Annotated in this window: 20 protein-coding genes; 12 read left to right on the top strand and 8 right to left on the bottom strand. The window is 62.9% G+C overall.

Annotated features, from left to right (window positions below; all coding sequences use genetic code 11):
- Window positions 1-74: 74 nt before the first annotated feature.
- Window positions 75-1,646: a CHAD domain-containing protein gene (locus Q0025_RS07480; protein WP_297297575.1), complete on the bottom strand. Its 1,572-nt coding sequence runs from the start codon at window positions 1,644-1,646 to the stop codon at window positions 75-77.
- A 112-nt stretch (window positions 1,647-1,758) separates the two neighbouring features.
- On the opposite strand from Q0025_RS07480, the gene Q0025_RS07475 reads away from it, so the two are divergent.
- On the top strand, window positions 1,759-2,508 hold the full coding sequence (locus Q0025_RS07475; RefSeq protein ID WP_297297573.1) for an MgtC/SapB family protein: 750 nt from the start codon (window positions 1,759-1,761) through the stop codon (window positions 2,506-2,508).
- Window positions 2,509-2,516: 8 nt separating this feature from the next.
- Here Q0025_RS07475 and Q0025_RS07470 read toward each other — a convergent pair whose 3' ends face one another.
- Window positions 2,517-3,404 carry a branched-chain amino acid aminotransferase gene (locus Q0025_RS07470; RefSeq protein ID WP_297297571.1) on the bottom strand — a complete coding sequence of 296 codons (888 nt, stop codon included), beginning with the start codon at window positions 3,402-3,404 and terminating at the stop codon, window positions 2,517-2,519.
- A gap of 240 nt (window positions 3,405-3,644) precedes the next feature.
- Between Q0025_RS07470 and Q0025_RS07465 the strand changes: the two genes are divergently transcribed.
- From Q0025_RS07465 to Q0025_RS07455, 3 genes are read left to right on the top strand one after another with little or no spacing between them, the layout of a single operon-like run.
- Window positions 3,645-4,205: a helix-turn-helix domain-containing protein gene (locus Q0025_RS07465; RefSeq protein ID WP_297297569.1), complete on the top strand. Its 561-nt coding sequence runs from the start codon at window positions 3,645-3,647 to the stop codon at window positions 4,203-4,205.
- Window positions 4,202-4,957: a response regulator transcription factor gene (locus Q0025_RS07460; RefSeq protein WP_297297568.1), complete on the top strand. Its 756-nt coding sequence runs from the start codon at window positions 4,202-4,204 to the stop codon at window positions 4,955-4,957. Before Q0025_RS07465 ends, Q0025_RS07460 begins: the two co-directional genes overlap by 4 nt.
- Complete coding sequence (locus tag Q0025_RS07455) at window positions 4,958-6,340, top strand: ATP-binding protein (protein WP_297297566.1); 1,383 nt, start codon at window positions 4,958-4,960, stop codon at window positions 6,338-6,340.
- 109 nt (window positions 6,341-6,449) lie between these two features.
- On the opposite strand, the gene Q0025_RS07450 is transcribed toward Q0025_RS07455, so the two are convergent.
- The 6 genes from Q0025_RS07450 to cobU all read right to left on the bottom strand — a co-directional run bounded on the left by Q0025_RS07450 (window position 6,450) and on the right by cobU (window position 12,444).
- Window positions 6,450-7,157: a TetR/AcrR family transcriptional regulator gene (locus tag Q0025_RS07450; protein WP_297297564.1), complete on the bottom strand. Its 708-nt coding sequence runs from the start codon at window positions 7,155-7,157 to the stop codon at window positions 6,450-6,452.
- A 90-nt stretch (window positions 7,158-7,247) separates the two neighbouring features.
- On the bottom strand, window positions 7,248-8,072 hold the full coding sequence (gene proC, locus Q0025_RS07445; RefSeq protein WP_297297562.1) for a pyrroline-5-carboxylate reductase: 825 nt from the start codon (window positions 8,070-8,072) through the stop codon (window positions 7,248-7,250).
- 1 nt (window position 8,073) lies between these two features.
- Window positions 8,074-8,580, bottom strand: coding sequence for a YbjN domain-containing protein (locus tag Q0025_RS07440; protein ID WP_297297590.1), 507 nt, complete (start codon window positions 8,578-8,580; stop codon window positions 8,074-8,076).
- Between the two features lie 389 nt (window positions 8,581-8,969).
- Window positions 8,970-10,895: a sulfate adenylyltransferase subunit CysN gene (gene cysN, locus Q0025_RS07435; protein ID WP_297297560.1), complete on the bottom strand. Its 1,926-nt coding sequence runs from the start codon at window positions 10,893-10,895 to the stop codon at window positions 8,970-8,972.
- Entirely contained in the window at window positions 10,895-11,812 is a 918-nt protein-coding gene (gene cysD / locus Q0025_RS07430; RefSeq protein WP_297297558.1) for a sulfate adenylyltransferase subunit CysD, read from the bottom strand. The genes cysN and cysD overlap by 1 nt, the downstream gene beginning before the upstream one ends.
- A gap of 86 nt (window positions 11,813-11,898) precedes the next feature.
- Window positions 11,899-12,444 (bottom strand): bifunctional adenosylcobinamide kinase/adenosylcobinamide-phosphate guanylyltransferase, encoded by a 546-nt coding sequence (gene cobU, locus Q0025_RS07425; RefSeq protein ID WP_297297556.1) that lies wholly within the window; start codon window positions 12,442-12,444, stop codon window positions 11,899-11,901.
- A 55-nt stretch (window positions 12,445-12,499) separates the two neighbouring features.
- Between cobU and Q0025_RS07420 the strand changes: the two genes are divergently transcribed.
- The 8 genes from Q0025_RS07420 to odhB all read left to right on the top strand — a co-directional run bounded on the left by Q0025_RS07420 (window position 12,500) and on the right by odhB (window position 23,103).
- Entirely contained in the window at window positions 12,500-13,606 is a 1,107-nt protein-coding gene (locus tag Q0025_RS07420; RefSeq protein WP_297297554.1) for an extracellular solute-binding protein, read from the top strand.
- A 99-nt stretch (window positions 13,607-13,705) separates the two neighbouring features.
- Window positions 13,706-14,872, top strand: a complete 1,167-nt coding sequence (zapE, locus tag Q0025_RS07415; RefSeq protein ID WP_297297552.1) for a cell division protein ZapE — start codon at window positions 13,706-13,708, stop codon at window positions 14,870-14,872.
- Between the two features lie 22 nt (window positions 14,873-14,894).
- Complete coding sequence (locus Q0025_RS07410) at window positions 14,895-15,509, top strand: TetR/AcrR family transcriptional regulator (protein ID WP_297297550.1); 615 nt, start codon at window positions 14,895-14,897, stop codon at window positions 15,507-15,509.
- Window positions 15,510-15,747: 238 nt separating this feature from the next.
- Window positions 15,748-16,713 (top strand): malate dehydrogenase, encoded by a 966-nt coding sequence (gene mdh / locus Q0025_RS07405; protein ID WP_297297548.1) that lies wholly within the window; start codon window positions 15,748-15,750, stop codon window positions 16,711-16,713.
- Window positions 16,714-16,754: 41 nt separating this feature from the next.
- Window positions 16,755-17,951 (top strand): ADP-forming succinate--CoA ligase subunit beta, encoded by a 1,197-nt coding sequence (gene sucC / locus Q0025_RS07400; RefSeq protein WP_297297546.1) that lies wholly within the window; start codon window positions 16,755-16,757, stop codon window positions 17,949-17,951.
- Between the two features lie 4 nt (window positions 17,952-17,955).
- Window positions 17,956-18,840 (top strand): succinate--CoA ligase subunit alpha, encoded by an 885-nt coding sequence (sucD, locus tag Q0025_RS07395; RefSeq protein WP_297297544.1) that lies wholly within the window; start codon window positions 17,956-17,958, stop codon window positions 18,838-18,840.
- A gap of 47 nt (window positions 18,841-18,887) precedes the next feature.
- Window positions 18,888-21,887: a 2-oxoglutarate dehydrogenase E1 component gene (locus tag Q0025_RS07390; protein WP_297297542.1), complete on the top strand. Its 3,000-nt coding sequence runs from the start codon at window positions 18,888-18,890 to the stop codon at window positions 21,885-21,887.
- 10 nt (window positions 21,888-21,897) lie between these two features.
- On the top strand, window positions 21,898-23,103 hold the full coding sequence (gene odhB / locus Q0025_RS07385) for a 2-oxoglutarate dehydrogenase complex dihydrolipoyllysine-residue succinyltransferase (protein ID WP_297297540.1): 1,206 nt from the start codon (window positions 21,898-21,900) through the stop codon (window positions 23,101-23,103).
- Window positions 23,104-23,125: the final 22 nt, after the last annotated feature.

The raw sequence follows: 23,125 nt of genomic DNA, 5'->3' as shown, positions 1-23,125 counted from the left end.
CGTCGATGTTCCAGAGGGTTGCCCGCAGCTTAGGCCTTGCCGCGCTTGGAGGATAGATGAAACCGCTAATGACGCTAGCTCTTTGTCAAATCGCGCCAGAATGGTTTCACCTCGGAAAGCTCACGCCGCGCTTTGGCGACGGTTTTATGGAATTTGCCTTTGCCGCTTGGGCTCAGCCGGGCGGCCAGCGCAGCGCCAGCGGTCACCGTGGCGGCATCGGCAGGAACGGCGCCTTCATCCTGGCCGAGGCCGGAGAAATAGGCGTGTGCCATCAACACATCGTTCTCCTCGCCCAAAAAACTCTGCATGTGTTTCAGTGCGCCGATCAGCGCGCGATGCTGTTTGCGCAGACTCTTGCCATCAGCGAGGCGGACGAGACTATCGAGAAACTCCACGCCATAGCGCAGATTCTTCGCGCGGATCCGCGTCCGGTGGCGCTCTTTGTAGCTCGCCTGTTCCAAGGTTTCGCAACGACGCTCGAATTTTTCAATAAGCTTGCTGAACTTGCGCTGAACGAAGACGACGAAGGGCTGGGCACGATCCGACGCGCGTGCCGAATCGCGCGTCCAATCACCTGCCTCGACCCAAGCCACGAGCCGCAATAGCAGAGCGTCCGTCTCCGGCGCGTCAAGCGCCGCGACGAGCGCGTCATAGGCTTTCTCGCGGCGCGCCTCGAGCAATTGGCGCACCGGCGCCGTCGGCAACGCCGGATCGTCGTTGGCGAGCGCTGCAACATCGCCGAGCAGAACATCGAGATCGCGCGCGGCGCGTAGCGCATCCTTGAGCGGGCGTAAATTCTCCTTGAGCGCGGCGCCCTCGTCCCCCTCGACAAGTGCCGAGAAGAGCTTCCAGGCGGCGGAAAATCGCCGTAACGCGACGCGCGCCTGATGAACGCCTTCCACGTCGCGTAGAAAGCGCACACGCGCCTGCGCCAAAAGAAAATGATCCAACGTCGCATAGGCGATCGTCTGGAAAGCAAGGGCCGTGGACATATCGGGCGTCAGCCGCGGGTTCATCGCGCTCGGCACCGCGACATCGCGGCGGCCGGCACTTCGATAGGCCTCAAGCGCCAGCGTCTCGCCGGTGAGGCGGAGCATAACGACTTTGCTGACATCGGCGATAAACGTCAGCGCTGGAGCGGCGAGATCGATCGGGTATGTCAGCGTGAGTGACGCGAGCCGCGTATTGCCGTCGTGGACGATACCGGCCTGTTCCAGCGTGAGATTGGCCGCGCCGCGCCCGGCGGAAACCGACCAGAAGCTGCGCTTCGCCTCGCTTTGAAAAACGACATGAAGATGCGACTTCGTGCCCGGCGCACGGAGCAGGCTTTGCAATTCGCGCGCGTCGGGCGGCGTTGCAACCGACAGGGCATGGCGGAAGGTCGTCCAGCCGTTCTGCCCGGCGAGACCGCGCGCAAAACGGCGCAGCGCCTCCTGCGTATCGTTTAGCGTGACATCGCCGCGGCGCCGAATGCCATAGCCGAAACCAAGCTTTCCGATCTCGCTTCCCGGGGTATCGAGATAGAGGGAGAGGACTTTCGTCTCCGCCGTCCAATGCGCGCCGGACTTGCCGAGCTGCGCAACGAGGGCCTCGCAATCCTCCGGCTTCAACGTGAACGTCAGGCTTCTCTCGGTTATTTTTCGCATGGTCAATCGTGGCCGCTCGGCGTGTCGGAAGCAGCATGCCCAATCCTCGGCCTCCTACGCAACCCCATGCAAAATCTCTCAGTTCCGATGAAGCGTATTCAACGGAACGGGCTTGGCCTATGATCTCGAACAAATTGCGATGAATGTCGGCGCCGTGCAAATACCGCTTTACCCAACTTGGCAAGATATCGCGCTGCGGCTGGCCTTGACGGTGCTCGCCGGGGCCACCGTCGGCTTCAATCGCGGCGTGCGCGGCCACGTTGCCGGCTTGCGCACCACGATCCTTGTCGCGCTGGCCGCGGCTCTGGCCATGATCCAAGCCAATATCCTGCTGCCGGTTGCCGGCAAAACCGCAGCCTCGTTCGGCGTCATGGATATGATGCGGCTGCCGCTTGGCATTTTGACCGGGGTCGGCTTCATCGGCGCCGGCACCATCCTGCGCCGCAGCGACCTCGTGACAGGCGTCACAACAGCGGCGACGCTGTGGATCATGACCGTGATCGGCCTTTGCTTTGGCGGCGGTCAGATCGATCTCGGGATTGCCGGAACCGTCCTGACGGTCCTGACGCTTTCAACTTTGCGCTGGTTCGACATGCAAATTCCGCGCGAGCAGCGCGCCGTTCTTGTCATCCGTGCTGCCGTCGCGGACGAATTATTTGGCCGGCTGAACGATGTGCTGGCGCCGCTTGGCTATCACGCGGTGTTCCGGCGCCAAAGCCAAACCGGCCGGGACACCGAGGTCTGGTTCGAAATTCTCGGTAAACGCGCCGAGGCCGCGGGGCCGCCCGCCGAACTCATCACGCGCGTCAATGCGGCCTTCGATGTCGCGAAGTTCGAATTGACCACTGAGCCGCACAATTAGCGATTGAGTTAGGCCGCCTGCTGCTTTGGCCGCACCTCGGCCGAATAATCCTCGACGAACGCACGCGAGAGCGCGCCCGGGGTGAACTTATACGGGCCGATCTCCGAGACAGGCGTCACCTCCGCGCCCGTGCCGGTGAGGAAACATTCGTCGAACTGCGTCAGCTCCTCGGGCATGATGCGCCGCTCGATCACCTCGACGCCGCGGCGCTTGGCAAGATCGATCACCGTGCGCCGCGTAATGCCGTCGAGGAAGCAATCGGCAATCGGCGTGTGCAGCACGCCGTCGACGGCAAAGAAAATATTGGCACCGGTGCATTCGGCGACGCGCCCCTGCCAATCGAGCATCATCGCGTCGGCATAGCCGCGCCGCTCGGCGCGATGCTTCGAAATCGTACAGATCATATAGAGGCCGGCGGCCTTGGCGGCCGTCGGCGCGGTCTGCGGATCCGGCCGGCGATAATCCGCAATGTCGAGGCGGATGCCCTTCATTTTCTCGGCGACATTGAACATGCTCGGCCACGGCCAGACCGCAATAGCAGTATTGATCGTCGAATTCTGCGCCGCGACCGCCATCATTTCGCTGCCGCGCCAGGCGACCGGGCGGACATAGCAATCGGTCAGATTATTCTTGTCGACGACAAGCTGCTTTGCCGCGTTGAGTTCGGCAACGGAATAGGGAATCTCGAAATCGAGCACGTTGGCCGAGCGTCTGAACCGCTCCGAATGTTCGGCGGATTTGAAAATCTGCCCGCCATAGGCGCGTTCGCCTTCGAACACGCAGGAAGCATAATGCAACCCGTGCGAGAGCACATGCAGTTTGGCGTCGCGCCAGGGAACCAGATTGCCGTTCATCCAGATGAAACCTTCACGCTGGTCGAACGGCAGAACGGACATGACGCAATCTCCTTTCGCGGCGGCGCGGGGCCGGCGCGGCATTCTGACTCTTCTCGTGCCGCGGGGCAAAAGTTTACAGGCCTTCGGCGCACCAAACGGCATTCTGAGCGCTAGCAATCCTTCCCGAATATGTCAATATCACTGACGTAAATGCTCGCCCATCCGGGGGACTGACGCGGCCTTTTCGGCGTGCTATGGCGTTCAAGTTTTGTCACGTATTGCGTATTGGGAAGCCGGTCCATGGAATCAGTGTCGCGGAGAAAAAACACCGAACCCAGCCTGCCGGCCGCGGCGCGGATCGCTCCCGCCCAAGCGGAAGCAGAGCCGATGTTCGACCTGATCGAGCTTCTGTTTTTCGCCTATCGCGACTTTGTCGGCGACGCCGACCGGTTGCTCGAAAGCTATGGTTTCGGCCGCGCGCACCATAGGGTGCTGCATTTCGTCAGCCGCCGGCCGGGGCTGACGATCGCCGAGCTTCTCGATATTTTGAAGATCACAAAACAAAGCCTCAACCGCGTACTGAAGGAATTGCGCGACAAGGGCTATGTCGAAGTGCGCGCCGGCGTGATCGACCGCCGCCAGCGCCAACTCTATCCAACCAAGACGGGCATCAACCTGGCGCTGAGCATTGCGAAATTGCAGACGCAGCGTTTCCGCCGCGTGTTCGGCCATTTGCAGAAGAACGCGCGCCCGGATGCGATTGCCTTTCTGCTCGCCATGATCGATCCGCGCGAGCAAGAAAAGGTCGCGACTCTGGTTGCCTCCGGTGCCCGGCTGAAGCCGCTTGGCCGTGAGCTATGACCGATTCCGACGTTGAACGTGAGCCAGATCCGCAAGCTGAGACGCCGATCCCCGCGGACGATGCCGCCCATCTTCTCATTGTCGATGACGACCGGCGCATTCGCGTCCTGCTGCAACGCTATTTGAGCCAAGAAGGCTATCGCGTCACGCTCGCCGGCAATGCCGAGGAGGCGACCGCCGCGCTGAAGAATTTCTCCTTCGATCTTCTCGTCCTCGACGTGATGATGCCGGGCGAAAGCGGCCTCGACTTCGCCGCGCGGCTGCGCACCGATCATTCCGACCGTGGCCGCGTGCCCATCCTGATGCTGACCGCCAAAGCGGAGACTGGGGATCGCATCGCGGGCTTCGAGACCGGCGTCGATGATTTTCTCGCAAAGCCGTTTGAGCCGCGCGAGCTTCTGCTGCGCATCGCCTCCATCCTGCGCCGCGCCCAGCCGCCGGCGCCGCCGACGCAAATCACGCATGTGCATTTCGGCGGCTTCGTCTTCGACCTGCATCGCGGCGATCTGCGCCGCGGCGAAGAGATCGTCCGTCTCACCGAACGCGAGCGCGACATGCTGAGGCTGCTTGCCGCGCGACCCGGCGAAACGGTGAGCCGGGAAATGCTCGCCGGGCCGGGGGTCGCCGGCAACGAGCGCACCGTCGATGTCCAAGTCAACCGGCTCCGCCATAAAATCGAGCGCGATCCGGCCAATCCACTGCATCTGCAGACCGTGCGCGGCGCCGGCTACCGTCTTTTGATCGACCGCTAAATGACGCAGATTTCGACCGCCCCATCGCTGCCCGCTTATCTCGCCAAACCGCTGGCCGCCTGGCGCGGCTTTGTTTCGCGGTTGAGGTCGGTGATGCCGAAGGGGCTTTACGCGCGTTCGCTCCTCATCGTCATCTTGCCGATGGTGATTCTGCAGACCGTCGTCACCTATGTTTTTCTGGAGCGCCACTGGCAGCTCGTCACGCGCCAGCTCTCGACCGCGCTGGTGCAGGACATCGCCGCGGTCATCGACGTGCATAATTCCTATCCGCAGGACAAGAACGACGATACGCTGACCCGCATCGCTCAAGAGCGCATGAATATCGATATCGAATTCATGCCCAAAGGGGCTCTGCCGCCGCCACTGCCGAAGCCGTTCTTCTCGATCATCGACGGCGCGCTGTCGAACGAGATCCGCCGCCAGATCGGCCGCCCCTTCTGGCTCGACACGGTCGGCCGCTCCAACCTGATCGAAATTCGCATCCTGCTCGACAATTCGATCCTGCGCGTCGTCGCCTATCGTAGCGCCGCCTATGCCTCGAATTCCTATATTTTCCTGCTCTGGATGCTCGGCACCTCCTTCGTGCTGATCGTCGTCGCCATCGCCTTCCTGCGCAGCCAGATTAAACCGATCGTGCGGCTGATGAATGCCGCGGAAGCGTTCGGCATGGGCCGCGAGGCGGATTTTCATCCGCGCGGCGCACGCGAAATCCGCCGCGCCGGTTATGCCTTCATCGAGATGAAGCGGCGCATCGAGCGCAACATCGAGCAGCGCACCGCCATGCTGACCGGCGTCAGCCATGACCTGCGCACGATCCTCACGCGTTTCAGGCTGTCGCTCGCCTTGATCGGCGAGACGCCGGAAACCCACGACATGCAGAAGGACATCGAGGAAATGCAGCGGATGTTGGAGGCCTATCTGGCCTTCGCCCGCGGCGATTCCGGCGAGGCGGCGGCGCGCACCGACATGCGCGAATTTCTGGCGGGACTGCGCGGCGAGGCCGAGCGGCACGGCGCCGATGTCGGCGTTTCCTATCAAGGCGATCCGATCGTCATGGTGCGCCCGGCCGCTTTCAAACGCTGCCTTGCCAACCTTGTCGGCAATGCCTTGTCGCATGCGCAGAAGATCAGCATCGATGCCCAGCGCGACTTGCGGTTTCTGACGATCAATGTCGACGACAACGGCCCCGGCATCCCGCTGGAGCGGCGCGAAGACGTCTTCCGGCCGTTCTTCCGGCTTGATGCGTCACGCAATCAGGATCAGGGCGGCACGGGGCTTGGCCTTGCCATCGCGCGCGATATCGCCCGTTCGCATGGCGGCGATATCACCCTCGGCGACAGTCCGCTCGGCGGCCTGCGCGCGACCGTCCGCGTGCCGGTTTAGATCACGATGATTTCGAATCGGATCGATCCGAAATCGCAAACGCGATCGATTCTAAAAGTTGAGAGCGGGATTTTTTGCGAAAAGCCGCATTCCGCTCTAGCGAAACCCGTCAAAACGTCGTCGGCGTCTCTTCCTTGCTGGTCTCGTGCAGGCCAGCACTGCGCCGCCGGTCGAAGAACGAACGGGCAATCGAAAACAAAGGCGAGGTCAGCCGGCCGACATCTTCGACGCGCTCGAGCACCGCGCTGCCGCGGCTGAGTTCGCGCTCCAGCACGGCCTTGGTCTCGGCAAGGTCAGGACTATCATCGGTGAACCAGGTCGCCAGCACCCGCCGCCACGCAAGCACCAAGCCTTGCAGTTTAAGCACCCCGATGGGACCTTCCGAATCGATGCCGGCGGCCTCCAGCATAAAGCGCATGGTGTTCATCGATTCCCGATTGAGCGCAGTCGCCGCGAAAGGATCGCGCAAGCTCCATTCGCCGATACTTTCCAGCCCCGGCCGGTAGGGCTTGAGGACCTCGAGCCGACGGACGAGGACCTGGAACAGCCGTTCCTTCGGCGAAAGGTCGGGATTCGGCGCACCCGCCTCGTCGAGAACAGTCTTGTCGATCTTGCGCATGAAGGCGGCCAGCACCGCGCCCTTCGACGGGAAAAATTCCCGGAACGTCGACAACGAGACGTTGGCGCGGGCGGCGATGTCACTCAGCGGAATGTCTTCCCAATGCCGCTCGCCGGCGAGTTCCAGCAGGGCCTCGACAATGGCATCGCGCGGCGATCCGGGCGCGGGTTTTTGGCTGAAGTCAGCTGCCTCGGTCACGCTTACCTCCCACGCCAGTCTCTTAACTGGTAAGAAGACTAGTGTGCAAAGGGCGTCAGTCAAGCATGCGGCGCGGCGCCCATCGTCCGCTCAATCCGACAATTGCTGGGCGCGCCGGCGGGCCGCGGCGACGGCCCGGCCGATGAGTTCCGCCAAGGCGCCGCCGCTTTTCAGTTCCGCGAGTGCTGCTTCGGTGGTGCCGCCCGGCGAGGTGACGTCGGCCCGCAATTTCGCCGCCGGCACTTCGGGCAAGGCGGCAAGCAGGGCACCGGCGCCTTCGATCGTGGCGCGTGCCAGCCGCGCGGCGACGGCCGGCGGCAGGCCCTGCGCGACGCCCGCCTCGGCCAGGCATTCGGCCAGGTAGAAAACATAAGCGGGGCCAGAACCGGACACGGCCGTCACCGCGTCGATCAAGCTTTCCTCGTCGAGCCATTCGACGCGGCCGCCGGCGGCAAGCAGCGCCTCTGCGGTCCGCCTCTGCGCCGGCGTCACGGCATGCGCAACGGCGCCCGTGATACCGGCGCCGATCGCTGCCGGCAGATTGGGCATGGTGCGGATGATGCCGCCCGCGCCGGGCAAAAGGTCGGCGATCGTCTTGAGCGTCTTGCCGGCAAGGATGGAAATGACCAGGGTCCGCGGTCCGGCGAGCGGCGCCAGCCCCGGCGCGGCGCTGGCGAGCGTCTGCGGCTTGATCGCGAGAACGAGCACATCCGGCGCGCCGCCAGGCGCGCCAATGGTGATGCCCCGCGCCGCGCAAAATGCCGCGACGTCAGGTGCGGGCGCGGGATCGAGCACGTAAACCCGGGCTGGATCGAGCCCGAGATTGAGCCAGCCTTTGAGCAGGGCGGCGCCCATGCGGCCGGCCCCGACAAGCAGCAGCGAGGCGGGGAAATCGCCCCGCCCGGGATCAGTCATCTCACGCTTCGCCTTTGGTTTCGAGCAGCGCGGTTTCGAGCGCCTCGCGGCCGCTCTTGCCCGCCCAGACCACGAATTGGAAGGCTTGATAATAGCGCTCGCAGGCCGTCACCGCACTGCTCAAAGCGGCCTCGCATTGGCTGGCGTTCAAGGCGGCGCCCCCGGTGAGCAGGATCGAATGGCGGAACATGACGACGCCGTCCTGTGGCCAGACATCGAAATGGCCGATCCAAAGCTGTTCGTTGACCAGCGCGATCAGCGACAGCGCGTCGGCGCGCCGCGCCGGCGGAACCTTGAGGTCGAAAGCGCAAGCCAGATGCAGCGCCTCGATATCGGAGAGCCAAGTGAAGGCGATATTATAATCGGTCCAGGTGCCGGTGACGGCGATCGAGATTTCGTCTTCATCGTCGCGGTCGAAAGCCCATTGGTTGCGGGTGGCGATCCTTTCGATCTGATCGACGGGATTTTCAGTTTCAGTCTCGGTCAGTTCAATCTGCGAGAGCGACATGCCTTTGCCTTGCGACCCCTGCGCGGCGGTGCCGCGATCCAATTCCATGCCGCGGGATTATCCCGAGACGGCTCACGCACGTGACACACGCTTCGCTCACGGCTCTGCAGCGGCCGCCTCCAACGAAAGCCCGACCGCATGGCGACTCATCTCGCGAACGCAGGAAACTGAATCACATCGTCCGGTGATTCTGCAACAGAGTGACGACGGGGATAATGCGGACAAAATAATCCAGCCCGCTTGCGCGACGTGCGGCATCGCCGAGGACGCGGCGATTCGCTGGGCGGCAAAGAGCGGCGCGCGGCGCGAACGTCAGCCCGAGGTCAGCTCTGAGCTTCCGCGCCGCGGCCGCGAAAACAGTGGATAAACACGCCGCCGCCGGCAGCGAATCAGATCGACCAATCGCCCGAATCGTCGAACCGCTCGATGTGATGATGTTCGACGAGATAGGCGATGATGCGCGCCGCCGATTGCGCCGGCGTCGCACCGTCGCGGCCGAGCACGAGTTCGGGGCTTTGCGGCGGCTCATAGGCCTGATCGACGCCGGTGAAGTTCTTGATCTCGCCGGCGAGCGCTTTCTTGTAGAGGCCCTTGGGGTCCCGCGCGATACATTCATCAAGCGGCGTATCGACGAAAATTTCGACGAACTCGCCCTCTTTCAGCATATCGCGGACCATCTGCCGGTCGGCGGCAAAGGGCGAGATGAAGGCGCAGAGCGCGAGGAGGCCGGCATCGGTCATCAGCTTGGCGACCTCGCCGATGCGGCGGATGTTCTCGACCCGGTCGGCTTCGCTGAAGCCCAGATCCTTGTTGAGGCCGTGGCGGATATTGTCGCCATCAAGCAAGATCGTGTGGACGCCGCGCGCATGAAGCTGCGTCTCCAGCAGATTGGCGACGGTCGATTTGCCCGAGCCGGAGAGCCCGGTGAACCACAGCACCGCGGGCCGCTGATGCTTCAGCCTGGCGCGCGCTTCGCGCGTGATCGTCAAGTCTTGGACATGGACGTTGGTTGCCCGGCGCAAGCCGTAGGCGACCAGGCCCGCCGCGACGGTCGCATTCGTATAGCGATCGATCAGGATAAAGGCCCCGGTGGCGCGATTCTCCTTATAAGGATCAAAGGCGATCGGCGCGGTCGTTGCGAGATTGCAGAAGCCGACTTCGTTAAGCGCCAGCGATCTGGCGGGCAGTTCGGCGAGCGACGTCACATCGAGGCGATATTTGATGCCGGTCACCGAAACCGGCATCGTGCGTGTGCCAATCTTCATGAGGTAGGAGCGCCCGGGCAGCAGCGCCTCGTCGCTCATCCAGATCAGATTGGCGGCGAATTGATCGACGACCTCCGGCCGCGCCTGCGGCGGCACGAGAATATCGCCGCGGCCGATGTCGATCTCGTCAGCCAAGGTCAAAGTCACCGCATCGCCGGCGCTGGCGCTCGTGAGATCGCCGTCGGCGGTGACGATGCGCGCGACATGCGAGGCGCGGCCGGAGACGGCGACCGTCACCGGATCGCCCGGCCTGATTGTGCCCGAGACGATCGTGCCGCAAAATCCGCGAAAGTCGAGGTTCGGCCGAAGCACCGCCTGCACGGGCATGCGGAACGGCAGGCCGCTCAGGTCTTCATCGACTTCGACAGTCTCGAGATAGTCGATCAGCGCCGGCCCTTTGTACCAGGGCGTCCTCTCGCTTTTGTCGGAGATGTTGTCGCCGAAGCGCGCCGAAAGCGGGATCGGCTGAACAGTGATAAATCCAAGCTTGGCTGCGAAACTCTCGAAGTCGGCGACGATCTTGTCGAAAACCGCCTGGTCGTAATCGACCAGATCGATCTTGTTGACGGCCAACACGACATGGCGGATGCCGAGCAGCGAGACGATGGTTGCATGGCGATGCGTCTGCGCCAAAAGACCCTTGCGCGAATCGACGAGCAGGATCGCAAGATCGCAGTTCGATGCGCCGGTCGCCATGTTGCGGGTATATTGCTCGTGGCCGGGCGTGTCGGCGACGATGAACGAACGGCGCGGCGTCGAGAAGGCGCGATAGGCGACATCGATGGTGATGCCCTGCTCGCGCTCGGCCTCAAGCCCGTCGACGAGCAGCGCGAAATCGATATCTTTGCCGACGGTTCCGTGCTTCTGGGAGTCGCGCTCGAGCGCGGCAAGCTGATCGTCGAGGATGAGTTGCTGATCATAGAGCAAGCGGCCGATGAGCGTCGACTTGCCGTCATCAACCGAGCCGCAAGTCAGGAACCGCAGCGCCGGCAGATTGGCCGCGTCCACCTCGGCTGCGGGGAAGATGCTGCGTTCGATCAGCTCGTTCATCAAAAATAGCCTTCGCGCTTTTTCTTTTCCATCGAACCCGATTCATCGTGATCGATGAGCCGTCCCTGGCGCTCCGACGTATTCGCCGTCCGCATTTCGGCGATGATCTCTTCGAGCGTCGCGGCGTCGGAGCGGATGGCGCCGGACAAGGGATAGCAGCCGAGGGTGCGGAAGCGGACGCGCTCCAGCCGCGGCGTCTCGCCGGGGTTGAGCGGCAGGCGCTCGTCATCGACCATGATGAGTGTGCCGTTGCGCTCGACGACCGGCCGTTCCTTGGCAAAATAGAGCGGTACGACGGGAATAGCCTCCGCCGCCGTATAGTCCCAGATGTCGCGCTCGGTCCAATTCGACAACGGAAAGACGCGCATCGATTCGCCCGGCTTGATCCGCGTGTTGTAGAGCCGCCAAAGTTCCGGGCGCTGATTGCGCGGATCCCAGGCATGCGCGGCGGAGCGATGCGAAAAGATGCGCTCCTTGGCGCGGCTCTTTTCCTCGTCGCGGCGAGCACCGCCGAAGGCCGCGTCGAAACCGTATTTGTCAAGTGCCTGGCGCAAAGCCTCGGTCTTCATCACTTGCGTATGCAATGCCGAACCCGAAGCGACAGGGGAAATGCCGCGCTTTAACCCGTCCGCATTGGTGTGGACGATAAGTTCGACGCCGAGCCGCTTGGCGGTCGCATCGCGAAACGCAATCATATCCTTGAACTTCCATGTCGTATCGACATGCAACAAGGGGAACGGCAGTTTGCCGGGATGGAAGGCCTTCTGCGCCAGATGCAGCATGACGCCGGAATCCTTGCCGATCGAATAGAGCATGACCGGCTTGGCGAACTCGGCCACGACCTCACGCATGATAAAGATCGACTCGGCTTCGAGACGGCGCAGGTGCGGCGTCAAAGCTCTATTTACAGTCAACATAAGATATATACCGGAATTTACATTCGTGTTTGCTCATAAGCCCTGCACTTGGGAGGCGCAATGGCGATTTGCGAGCCCCGAAAAGCCTATAATTTTGGTGCAATATGCTGCCCGGGTTTCAAAGTCAGCGGCAGGCCCGCGGCAACGAACACGACGCCCTCGCAAGCCGCGGCGACGCTCTGGTTGAGCCGGCCCTGCGCATCGCGAAACTCCCGCGCCAGCCGGTTGTCCGGGACGATGCCGGCGCCGACCTCGTTGGAGACGAAGATGGCCGGGCCCGCCAGCGCCGGTATGAGCGCGGCAAGGCGCTGGCTCTCGGCCGCCGCATCGCGACCGGCGAGCATGAGATTGGTGAGCCAGAGGGTCAGGCAATCGACGAGCACGATCGTCTCCGCCGCCGCCACCGCGATCAAAGCCTCGGCGAGCGCCAGCGGCGCTTCGAGCGTGCGCCATTCTGCGCCGCGCGCGGCCTGATGCAGGGCGATCCGCTTTGCCATTTCGGTATCGCCGGCCTCGGCGGTTGCGATCAGGACGCGCCTCTTGCCGGATTGTTCGGCGAGGCCTTGCGCATAGCGGCTCTTGCCGCTGCGCGCCCCGCCCAAGACGAGCAGCGAGCGAATTTCGCCAGCCATTCAAAACTCCCGTACGAGGCTTGACAAAGGCGCCCAGCCGCCGCGACACAGAACCATGACATTTCGCCGCATCGCTGTGCCGATCCTGCTTCTTGCGGCGCTCGCCGGCTGGGGTCCTGCCCGTGCCGGCAGCCCCGCCGAGAACCAAGTCAATATTCTCGGCTGGGCCGATTACGTCGATCCGCAGGTGCTTGCGGATTTTACCAAGCAAACCGGCATCAAGGTCGTCTACGACACTTTCAACACCGAAGCGGCGCTGGAAAGCAAGCTCGCCGACGGCGGCGGCGATTATGATGTCGTCATGCCCTCGGCGCCTTTGCTCCACCGGCTGATCCGCGCCGGGCTTTTGCAGAAGCTCGACAAGGGCCGCCTACCAAACGTCAAGAACCTCTGGCCCGAGATCATGGCGCAGCTCGCCGCCGACGATCCGGGCAATCAATATGCCGTCAATTATATGTGGTACACTGCGGGCATCGCCTATGATGCCGATAAGGCGCGCGACCGGCTCGGCGACGCGGCGCCCGATTCCTGGGATCTCGTCTTCCAGCCGGACAATCTGGCGAAATTCGCCGATTGCGGCGTCGACGTGCTGGACGACCCGCACACGATGTTCGCCTTGGCGCTGATCTATCTCAAACGCAACCCGGCGACGCGCAATTTTCGCGATCTGCATCGCGCCGCCGATCTTCTCGCCGGCCTGCATCGCAATATCACGCGCTTCACCTCGACCGATTATGTCAGCGCGCTCGGCAATGGCGATATCTGCCTCGCGGTCGGCTGGTCGGGCGATGCCGCGCAGGCGCGCCGCGGCGCCGAGGAGGCGGACAATGGCATGGAGATCGGCGATGCGACGCCGAAGGAGGGCAGCGTCCTCGGCCTCGACAATCTGGCGATCCCGGCCAACGCGCCGCATGTCGCCGCAGCCTATGCGCTGATCGATTATCTGATGCGGCCCGACATTGCGGCGCGCAACAGCCAATCGACGGGCTTTGCGAGCGGCGTTCTCGCGGCCAAGGCGCTCCTCCCGCACGACCTCGCCGACAACAAGGCAATATACCCCGACGCCGATACAATGACGCGGCTTTACGCCCAAACCAGCACCGACCCGATGGTCGAGCGCTACATCACCCACGTCTGGGCGCTCATCAAAGCAGCCAAATAAAAGCCGACGCCAGACGCGGCGCAGAACCGCACTTTCCCGCGGCCGCATTACCTGCACAATGGAAGTCTTGTCCGCGATAGACCGGCGATTGGAGTTTGCGTGCCGAACATTCTTCTTGAACGTTATTCCGCGCGGGTGAGGCGCGGCGAGTTCGAACGCGACCCGGCGCAGGAAAAAGTTCTGCACGCCCTGCAGGCATTGGCGACACACCTTGCCTTCTATCGGCCGACGCGCAAAAGCGCTGCGCTCGGCTGGCTCGTCGGCGCGCAACAACAATCGGCACCGCTGCGCGGCATCTACATCTGGGGCTCGGTCGGCCGCGGCAAGACGGCGCTGATGGACATGTTCTTCGAAGAGGCAGAACTCAGCCATAAAAGGCGGACCCATTTCCATGCTTTCATGGCCGATGTGCATGCGCGCATCTTCGCATTTCGCCAGCAGGTGAAGGAAGGCCGCATCAAGGGCGACGACCCGATCACCCCCGTAGCCGAGGCGCTGGCGCGGGAAGCATGGCTTCTCTGCCTCGATGAATTCGCCGTCACCGATATCGCCGACGCGATGATCCTTGGCCGCCTGTTCAAGGCGCTGTTTCAGGCCGGGGTCGTCGTTGTCGCGACGTCGAATGTCGTGCCCGGCGACCTATACAAGGAAGGCTTGAACCGTGCCCTGTTCCTGCCCTTCATCGACGCTTTGCACGCGCAAATGGATGTGCTGCAGCTCGACGCGCGCACCGACTTCCGGCTCGAGAAGCTCAAGGGCGAACCGGTCTTCCACGTGCCCGCGAACGATAAAGCTTTTGCGGCTCTGACGCGCGCCTTTGCTTCGCTCACCGGCACGGAAAAAGCCGGGCCGAAAAATCTCGAATTCCTTGGCCGCAGCCTGCGCGTGCCGCAGGCGAAAAGCCGCGTCGCGCGCTTCCATTTCACCGATCTTTGCGTCGCGCCGCTCGGACCGCGCGACTTCCTCGCCATCGCCGAGAATTTCCACACCGTCATCGTCGACGATATTCCGGTCATCGGCTCTGCGCAGACGAACGAAGCCAAACGTTTCATCCTGCTGATCGACGCGCTTTACGATCAGCGCGTAAAGCTGATCGCCTCGGCCGCCGCCGAACCGCACGAGCTTTATGTCGCCAAGGCCGGCCGCGAGGCTTTCGAATTCGCCCGGACCGTCTCGCGGCTCATGGAAATGCGTTCCGCTGCCTACCTTGCCTTGCCGCACGGCCAAAGCAATGGTGCCGATACGAGCGGCCTCGCCGAGACCTGAGACAAAGAGATTTGAGGCAGACATGGCGCTGCGCGTTTCGCCTGCGAAACCTTCGACCGATCTGCGCCTGCTCGACCTTGCGAGCGAATATGTGCGTCGCCGGGGTGCCGCGCGGCTGACCGTGACGGAAATCGCCGAGGCGGCCGGCATGTCGCACGCCAATGTCTATCGTTATTTCCGTTCCAAGACGGCGCTGCTCGAAGCCGTCACCGCGGCCTGGCTCGCGCCGCTCGAAGCGGGCCTGAGAATCATCGCCGATGCGCCGGACCCGGCGCACGACAAGCTCGAGCGGCTGCTTTTTGCGATCCATCGCGCCTATCGCGACAAGCTGACGACCGATCCGAAAATTTTCGATCTTCTTTGCGCCGCGACGGAGGCGCAGGCTGATATCGCCCGCCGGCATCAGCAACGCATTGCCCGCGCGCTCTCTCGCATTCTCGACGAGGGTCACGGCAGTGGTGCCTATCTGATTGACGACCAAGCCGCGGCAACGCTTTTTGTTCTCGACGCGATGCACCGCTTTTTGTCGCCGGCGACGGTGCGCGCCGATGCTGAAATCCCCCGCGTGGAGTTGGAGAGCCGGGCGGCAAAATTGCTCTCCATCGTCGGCCAGGCGCTTGCCCGGGGCGCGCTATAATCCCGTTACGAATTACATATTTTGTAATTCGTCCCTGCCTATTTCGCCATCATGGGCGCGGGATTTATTAGCCTAATGGGTTGAAAAATAGGCCGCTTACGGCGCGCCTCCCAATTCGGCCACAAAGGTGGAGCTTAGCCGAATGGCCAAGGGCCTCAGACTTGCTTTTGTCGCCTAGATTGGCGAGAACCCGTCATCGCCATGCCGCAGTGCAATAGGCGCGACGCAAGGAATGACAATGGCTCGCCGAAAGATCGCATTGGTCGGCGCCGGACAGATCGGCGGAACGCTTGCCCATATCGCTGCACTGAAGGAATTGGGCGACATCGTCCTCTTCGACATTGCCGAAGGCATTCCCCAGGGCAAGGCGCTTGATCTTGGCCAATCGGCCGCCGAACAAGGATTTTCGGCGCAGATCAAAGGCGCCAACAGCTATGACGCCATCGCCGGTGCGGACGTCGTGATCGTCACCGCCGGCGTGCCGCGCAAACCGGGCATGAGCCGCGACGATCTGCTCAGCATCAATCTCAAGGTGATGGAATCGGTCGGCGACGGCATTCTGGCACATGCGCCGACGGCCTTCGTCATCTGCATCACCAACCCGCTCGACGCCATGGTCTGGGCACTGCAGAAGAAGACCGGCCTGCCGGCCAATATGGTCGTCGGCATGGCCGGCGTGCTCGATTCCGCGCGCTTCCGCCATTTCCTCGCCGAGGAGTTTAAGGTCGCGTTGAAGGATGTGAGCGCCTTCGTGCTCGGCGGCCATGGCGACGATATGGTGCCGTCGCTGCGCTATTCGACGGTGGCCGGCATACCGCTGCCCGATCTCGTCAAAGCCGGCTGGACGACGCAGGCGCGCCTCGATGCCATCGTCGAGCGCACCCGCAAGGGCGGCGGCGAAATCGTCGGCCTGTTGAAGACCGGTTCCGCCTTCTATGCGCCGGCGGCCTCCGCCATCGCCATGGCCGAATCCTATTTGCGCGACGAACGCCGGGTGCTGCCCTGTGCGGCGCAGCTCAACGGCGAATACGGCGTCAAGGATCTCTATGTCGGCGTTCCGGTCGTCATCGGCGCCAACGGGGTCGAACGCGTCGTCGAAGTGACGCTCGATGCCGAAGAGAAGAAGATGTTCGAGAAATCGGTCGCCTCGGTGCAAGCGCTGGTCGAGGCCTGCAAGAGCATCAATCCGGTCTTTGCAGATTAGGCGTCCCGCGCGCCGGGGCACGGCGCCGAACTGTGACTGCGATGAACATTCACGAATATCAGGCCAAGGCGATCCTCCGGGACTTTGATGTTCCGGTGGCGCAGGGTGTCGCCATCCGCGACGCCGCCGAGGCCGAAGCCGCAGCGCAAAGTCTGCCCGGGCCCGTCTATGTCGTGAAGGCGCAGATCCATGCCGGTGGCCGCGGCAAGGGAACGTTCAAGGAGGCAGAGGCGGGTCGCGCCGGAGGCGTGCGTCTGGCGCGCTCGCCGCAAGAGGCCGCCGCCGAAGCCGCCAAAATGCTCGGCAAGACGCTTGTCACCGTGCAGACCGGCGCCGCCGGCCGGCAAGTCAACCGGCTCTATATCGAAGACGGTTCGGCCGTGGCAAAGGAGTTCTATCTCGCTTTGCTCCTCGACCGAACAACAAGCGAAGTGGCCTTCGTCGCCTCGACCGAAGGCGGCATGTCGATCGAAGAGGTCGCGCGGCAGACGCCGGACAAAATCATAACCTTCAGCGTCGATCCGGCAACCGGCATCCTGCCGCATCACGGACGCACGCTGGCCGCGGCGCTGCAGCTGACGGGCGAGGCGGCTCAGCAAGCCGTCAGCCTTGCGCAAAAACTCTACGCGGCTTTTCTCGCCAAGGACATGGCGCTGCTCGAGATCAACCCACTGATCCTCGACAAGAATAACATGCTCAAATGCCTCGATGCCAAGATCGGCTTCGACGACAATGCTCTGTTTCGGCATCCCGACATCGCGGCACTGCGCGACGAGAGCGAGGAAGATCCGAAAGAGACCGAGGCTGCCAAGCACGATCTCTCTTATGTCGCGCTCGACGGCACGATCGGCTGCATGGTCAACGGCGCCGGGCTGGCCATGGCGACAATGGACATCATCAAGCTTTATGGCGCGGAACCGGCGAATTTTCTCGATGTGGGCGGCGGAGCCACGGCCGACAAGGTGACCGCCGCCTTCAAGATCATCACCGCCGATCCGCATGTCGAAGGCATTCTGGTCAATATTTTCGGCGGCATCATGAAATGCGACGTGATCGCCGAAGGCGTGATCGCCGCCGTGCAAGAGGTCGGCCTCAAAGTGCCGCTCGTCGTGCGCCTCGAAGGCACCAATGTCGAACTCGGCAAGGCGATCGTCGCCGATTCAGGCCTCAACGTCATCGCCGCCGACGATCTCGACGATGCCGCACAGAAGATCGTCGCTGCCGTGAAGAAGGCATGAGCCAATGTCCATCCTCATCGGCAAAGAGACGAAGATCATCTGCCAGGGCTTTACCGGCAAAAACGGCACGTTCCATTCGCAGCATGCGATTGCCTATGGCACGAAGATGGTTGGCGGCGTTTCGCCCGGCAAAGGCGGAACGCGGCATCTCGATCTGCCGGTTTTCGAGACGGTCAAAGAGGCGCGCGATGCAACCGGCGCCGAAGCCAGCGTCGTCTATGTGCCGCCGCCCGGTGCGGCCGATGCGATCTGCGAGGCGATCGATGCCGAGATTGCGCTGATCGTCGCGATCACCGAGGGCATTCCGGTGCTCGACATGGTGCGCGTCAAGCGGGCACTCTGCGGTTCGAAATCGCGCCTCATCGGGCCGAATTGCCCCGGCATCGTTACGGCCGGCGAGAGCAAGATCGGCATCATGCCGGCCAACATTTTCTTGCCCGGCAGCGTCGGCATTGTTTCGCGCTCGGGGACGCTTACCTACGAAGCAGTGTTTCAGACAAGCCGCGAAGGCCTCGGCCAAACGACGGCCGTCGGGATTGGCGGCGATCCGGTCAAAGGCACGGAGTTCATCGACGTGCTCGCGCTTTTCCTCGCTGACGTTAAGACGCAAGCAATCATCATGATCGGCGAGATCGGCGGCCGCGCGGAAGAAGATGCGGCCCAATTCCTGCGTGACGAGGCCAAACGCGGCCGCAAGAAGCCGGTCGTCGGCTTCATCGCCGGCCGCACCGCGCCGAAGGGCCGCCGCATGGGTCATGCCGGCGCGATCATCTCCGGCGGCAAGGGCGGCGCGGATGAAAAAATCGCCGCGATGGAGGCAGCCGGCATTGTGGTTTCGCCATCGCCCGCCCGGCTCGGCAAGACGTTGGCGGATGTGTTGCGGCGATAAGCAAGCCGGCAAGCAATTCAAGAAAGAGCGAAAGCTCGGAGACAGCTATGGCACGACAAGGCACCAATGGGCAGAGCGGCTCCGGCGGCGCAGCGCTGGCGCGCTCGACGAGCAATCACACCTTCGCCCTCACCTCCTTCCTCGACGGCGGCAACGCCACCTATGCTGAACAGCTCTACGAGAATTACACACGCGACCCGAATTCGGTCGATCCGCAGTGGCAGAGCTTCTTCGCCGAACTGAAGGACGACCCGATCGAGGTCGGCAAAAGCGTGCAGGGTCCTGCCTGGAAAGCCGAAATTACGCCGCCGGCGCGAGATGAGACGCTTGCCGCACTCGACGGCGACTGGGGCGCGATCGAACGGGCGGTCGGCACCAAGCTCAAGGCCGAGCCGAAGGTCGCCGGTCATACCGACGCGGAATTGCGCCAGGCGACGCGCGATTCCGTCCGCGCCATCATGATGATCCGCGCTTATCGCATGCGCGGTCATCTCGACGCCGATCTCGATCCGTTGGGCCTCCAGGCCAAGAGCGAGCACGAGGCGCTGCACCCCTCGAACTTCGGCTTCACCGAAGCCGATTACACGCGGCAGATTTTCATCGACGGCGTACTGGGGCTCAAATTCGCGACGATCCCGCAGATGCTGGCCATTCTGCGCCGCACTTATTGCGGCACGATCGGCTATGAATTCATGCACATTTCAGATCCGGCGGAAAAATCCTGGCTGCAAGCGCGGATTGAGGGCCCGAATAAGGAGATTACCTTCACGCGCGAGGGCAAGCGCGCCATCCTCAATAAGCTGATCGAAGCCGAAGGTTTCGAAAAATTCCTCGATCTCAAATTCACCGGCACGAAGCGCTTCGGCCTCGACGGCGGCGAAGCCATGATCCCGGCGCTGGAACAGGTGATCAAGCGCGGCGGCGCGCTTGGCGTGAAAGAGATCGTCTTCGGCATGGCGCACCGCGGCCGCCTCAATGTGCTCTCACAAGTGATGGCGAAGCCCCACCGCGCTATCTTTCACGAATTCAAGGGCGGATCGTTCACCCCGAGCGAAGTCGAGGGCTCGGGCGACGTCAAATATCACTTGGGCGCCTCGTCCGATCGCGACTTCGACGGCAATCACGTCCATCTGTCCCTGACCGCCAATCCGTCGCATCTCGAAATCGTCGATCCGGTCGTGCTCGGCAAAGTGCGCGCCAAGCAGGATCAATTGCACGATTATGTCGAGCGCAGCAAAGTCCTGCCGCTCTTAATTCACGGCGACGCCGCCTTTGCCGGGCAGGGCGTGATCGCCGAATGTTTCGGCCTCTCCGGCCTGAAAGGCCACCGCACGGGCGGCTCGATCCATTTCATCATCAACAACCAGATCGGGTTCACCACCTATCCGCGCTACTCCCGCTCCTCGCCCTATCCCTCCGATACGGCGAAGATGATCGAGGCGCCGATCTTCCATGTAAACGGCGACGATCCGGAAGCCGTGGTGCATGTCGTGAAGGTCGCGGTCGAATTCCGGCAGATGTTCCACAAGCCGGTTGTCATCGACATGTTCTGCTACCGCCGCTTCGGTCATAACGAGGGCGACGAGCCGGCCTTCACCCAACCGCAGATGTATGAGCGCATCCGCGCACATCCGACGACGCTGCAGATCTACGCCGAAAAGCTCATCAACGAGGGCGTCGTCGTCGAAGCCGATGTCGAAGCGATGAAGGCCAATTGGCGCAAGACGCTCGACGCGGAATTCGACGCCGGCCAGCAGGAATATAAGTCCAACAAAGCCGATTGGCTCGACGGCCGCTGGTCGTCGCTGCGGCCGGCCGATCAAGTCGACGAGGCGCGCCGGGGCAAGACCGGGGTGGCAATCGCCAAGCTGCGCGATCTCGGCGCCAAGCTTTGCGCTCTGCCCGACGGGTTCCACGTCCACAAGACAATCCAGCGCTTCGTCGATGCGCGCAGGCACGCGATCGAATCGGGCCAAGGGCTCGATTGGGCAACCGGCGAAGCGCTTGCCTTCGCCAGTCTGCTCGACGAAGGCTATCCGGTGCGCCTCTCCGGCCAAGACAGCGAGCGCGGCACTTTCTCGCAGCGCCATAGCGTGCTGATCGATCAGGAGAGCGAGGCGCGCTATGTGCCGCTCAACCATTTGCGCGACGGCCAAGCGCGCTATGAAGTCATCAATTCCATGCTCTCCGAAGAGGCCGTGCTTGGCTTCGAATATGGCTATTCGCTTGCCGAGCCGAATGCGCTGACCGTCTGGGAGGCGCAATTCGGCGATTTCGCGAATGGCGCGCAAGTGATCTTCGATCAATTTATCTCTTCGGGCGAGCGCAAATGGCTGCGCATGTCCGGTCTCGTCTGCCTGCTGCCGCATGGCTACGAGGGCCAGGGCCCGGAACATTCCTCGGCAAGGCTCGAGCGCTATCTGCAGCTCTGCGCCGAAGACAATATGCAGGTCGCCAATTGTACGACGCCGTCAAACTATTTCCACATCCTGCGCCGGCAGTTGAAGCGCGACTTCCGCAAGCCGCTGATCCTGATGTCGCCGAAGTCGCTGTTGCGCCACAAGCGCGCGGTCTCGCGGCTCGACGAATTCGATCTCGACATGACTTTCCATCGTCTGCTTTATGACGACGCGGAAATGCTGGATGGCGGTGAGATCAAGCTCGTTCGCGACGACAAGATCCGCCGTGTCATCCTCTGCACCGGCAAGGTCTATTACGACCTCTTCGACGAGCGGGCGAAACGCGGTATCGACGACATCTATCTGTTGCGCGTCGAACAGCTTTATCCTTTCCCGCTCAAGGCGCTGATCAAGAAGCTTTCGCTTTATAAAAAGGCTGACATCATCTGGTGCCAGGAAGAGCCGAAGAACATGGGGGCCTGGAGCTTCGTCGAGCCTTATCTCGAATGGGTTCTGGGTCAGGCGGGCGGCAAGGCGAAGCGGCCGGTCTATATCGGGCGCCCGGCCTCGGCGGCGACCGCCACCGGCCTGATGCCGAAACATCTGGCGCAACTCAAGGCCTTCGTCGACGAAGCGCTGGCTGCCTAGGGGGTCGAAGATGACGATTGAAATCCGCGTGCCGGCTCTCGGCGAATCGGTCAGCGAGGCGACGATCGGCCGCTGGTTCAAAAAGGCCGGCGAAGCGGTGAAGGCCGACGAGCCGCTGGTCGAACTCGAGACCGACAAGGTGACGCTCGAAGTCAATGCGCCAAGCGCCGGTGTCCTCACCGAGATCGCGGCGGAAAGCGGCACGGTTGTGAAACCCGACGCCTTGCTCGGTGCGATCAGCGAAGGCGCGGGCGCCGCGAGTGTCCCGCCGGCGGCAGCAAAACCTGCCCCGGCCGCTTCACCGGCTGCCGCGCCCGCTGCCATGCCGCCGTCCCCCGCCGCGGCCAAGATCGCCGCCGACAATAGCCTCGACGTCGCGGCCGTCGCCGGGTCCGGCAAGCGCGGCCAGGTGCTCAAAGGCGATGTCCTTGCGGTACTCGCCGAAGCACCGGCAGCGCCCCTCGTCCAGGAGGCGCCGCTGCCGCAGGCGCGCGTCCCCTCGCCGGCCGAGGACACGCCGCGCGAAGAACGCGTGCGGATGACGAAGCTCCGCCAGACCATTGCCCGCCGGCTGAAAGATGCCCAGAACACCGCCGCCATGCTGACGACCTTCAACGAGGTCGATATGAGCGCGGTGATGGCTTTGCGCAGCCGCGCCAAGGATGCGTTCGAAAAGAAACATGCGACCAAGCTCGGCTTCATGGGCTTTTTCGCCAAGGCCTGCGTCGCGGCGCTGAAAGAAATTCCCTCCGTCAATGCCGAGATCGACGGGAGCGACCTCATCTACAAGAATTATTACCACCTCGGCATTGCCGTCGGCACCGACAAGGGCCTTGTCGTGCCCGTCGTGCGCGATTGCGAGCGACTCTCGCTCGCCGAAATCGAACGAACCATTGCCGATCTCGGCAAGCGTGCCCGCGACGGCTCGCTCAAGATCGAGGACATGCAGGGCGGCACGTTCACCATCACCAATGGCGGCGTCTATGGCTCGCTGATGTCGACGCCGATCCTCAATGCGCCGCAATCCGGCATCCTCGGGATGCACAAAATCCAGGAGCGTCCGGTCGCCATTGCCGGCAAGATCGAAATCCGGCCGATGATGTATCTCGCGCTGACCTATGACCACCGCATCGTCGACGGCAAGGAGGCGGTGACCTTCCTCGTCCGCGTCAAAGACGCGCTCGAGGACCCGGCGCGGCTGCTGCTCGACATTTGAGGGTTTACGAAAAGTCGCGATA

The sequence above is a fragment of the uncultured Methylovirgula sp. genome (assembly GCF_947646745.1).
Lineage (GTDB): Bacteria > Pseudomonadota > Alphaproteobacteria > Rhizobiales > Beijerinckiaceae > Methylovirgula.
The sequence above is the reverse complement of the archived record's forward strand: the minus strand, read 5'-3'. Positions and strand labels throughout refer to the sequence as shown.

Bases quoted from the DNA above. Each gene is read 5' to 3' on its own strand.
- Q0025_RS07460 (WP_297297568.1), top strand. From the start codon at position 4,202: ATGACCGATTCCGACGTTGAACGTGAGCCAGATCCGCAAGCTGAGACG.
- Q0025_RS07480 (WP_297297575.1), bottom strand. From the start codon at position 1,646: ATGCGAAAAATAACCGAGAGAAGCCTGACGTTCACGTTGAAGCCGGAG.
- mdh (WP_297297548.1), top strand. From the start codon at position 15,748: ATGGCTCGCCGAAAGATCGCATTGGTCGGCGCCGGACAGATCGGCGGA.
- Q0025_RS07465 (WP_297297569.1), top strand. From the start codon at position 3,645: ATGGAATCAGTGTCGCGGAGAAAAAACACCGAACCCAGCCTGCCGGCC.
- odhB (WP_297297540.1), top strand. From the start codon at position 21,898: ATGACGATTGAAATCCGCGTGCCGGCTCTCGGCGAATCGGTCAGCGAG.
- Q0025_RS07440 (WP_297297590.1), bottom strand. From the start codon at position 8,580: ATGTCGCTCTCGCAGATTGAACTGACCGAGACTGAAACTGAAAATCCC.
- sucC (WP_297297546.1), top strand. From the start codon at position 16,755: ATGAACATTCACGAATATCAGGCCAAGGCGATCCTCCGGGACTTTGAT.
- cobU (WP_297297556.1), bottom strand. From the start codon at position 12,444: ATGGCTGGCGAAATTCGCTCGCTGCTCGTCTTGGGCGGGGCGCGCAGC.
- Q0025_RS07455 (WP_297297566.1), top strand. From the start codon at position 4,958: ATGACGCAGATTTCGACCGCCCCATCGCTGCCCGCTTATCTCGCCAAA.
- Q0025_RS07470 (WP_297297571.1), bottom strand. From the start codon at position 3,404: ATGTCCGTTCTGCCGTTCGACCAGCGTGAAGGTTTCATCTGGATGAAC.
- Q0025_RS07420 (WP_297297554.1), top strand. From the start codon at position 12,500: ATGACATTTCGCCGCATCGCTGTGCCGATCCTGCTTCTTGCGGCGCTC.
- Q0025_RS07410 (WP_297297550.1), top strand. From the start codon at position 14,895: ATGGCGCTGCGCGTTTCGCCTGCGAAACCTTCGACCGATCTGCGCCTG.
- proC (WP_297297562.1), bottom strand. From the start codon at position 8,072: ATGACTGATCCCGGGCGGGGCGATTTCCCCGCCTCGCTGCTGCTTGTC.
- cysN (WP_297297560.1), bottom strand. From the start codon at position 10,895: ATGAACGAGCTGATCGAACGCAGCATCTTCCCCGCAGCCGAGGTGGAC.
- sucD (WP_297297544.1), top strand. From the start codon at position 17,956: ATGTCCATCCTCATCGGCAAAGAGACGAAGATCATCTGCCAGGGCTTT.
- cysD (WP_297297558.1), bottom strand. From the start codon at position 11,812: ATGTTGACTGTAAATAGAGCTTTGACGCCGCACCTGCGCCGTCTCGAA.
- Q0025_RS07390 (WP_297297542.1), top strand. From the start codon at position 18,888: ATGGCACGACAAGGCACCAATGGGCAGAGCGGCTCCGGCGGCGCAGCG.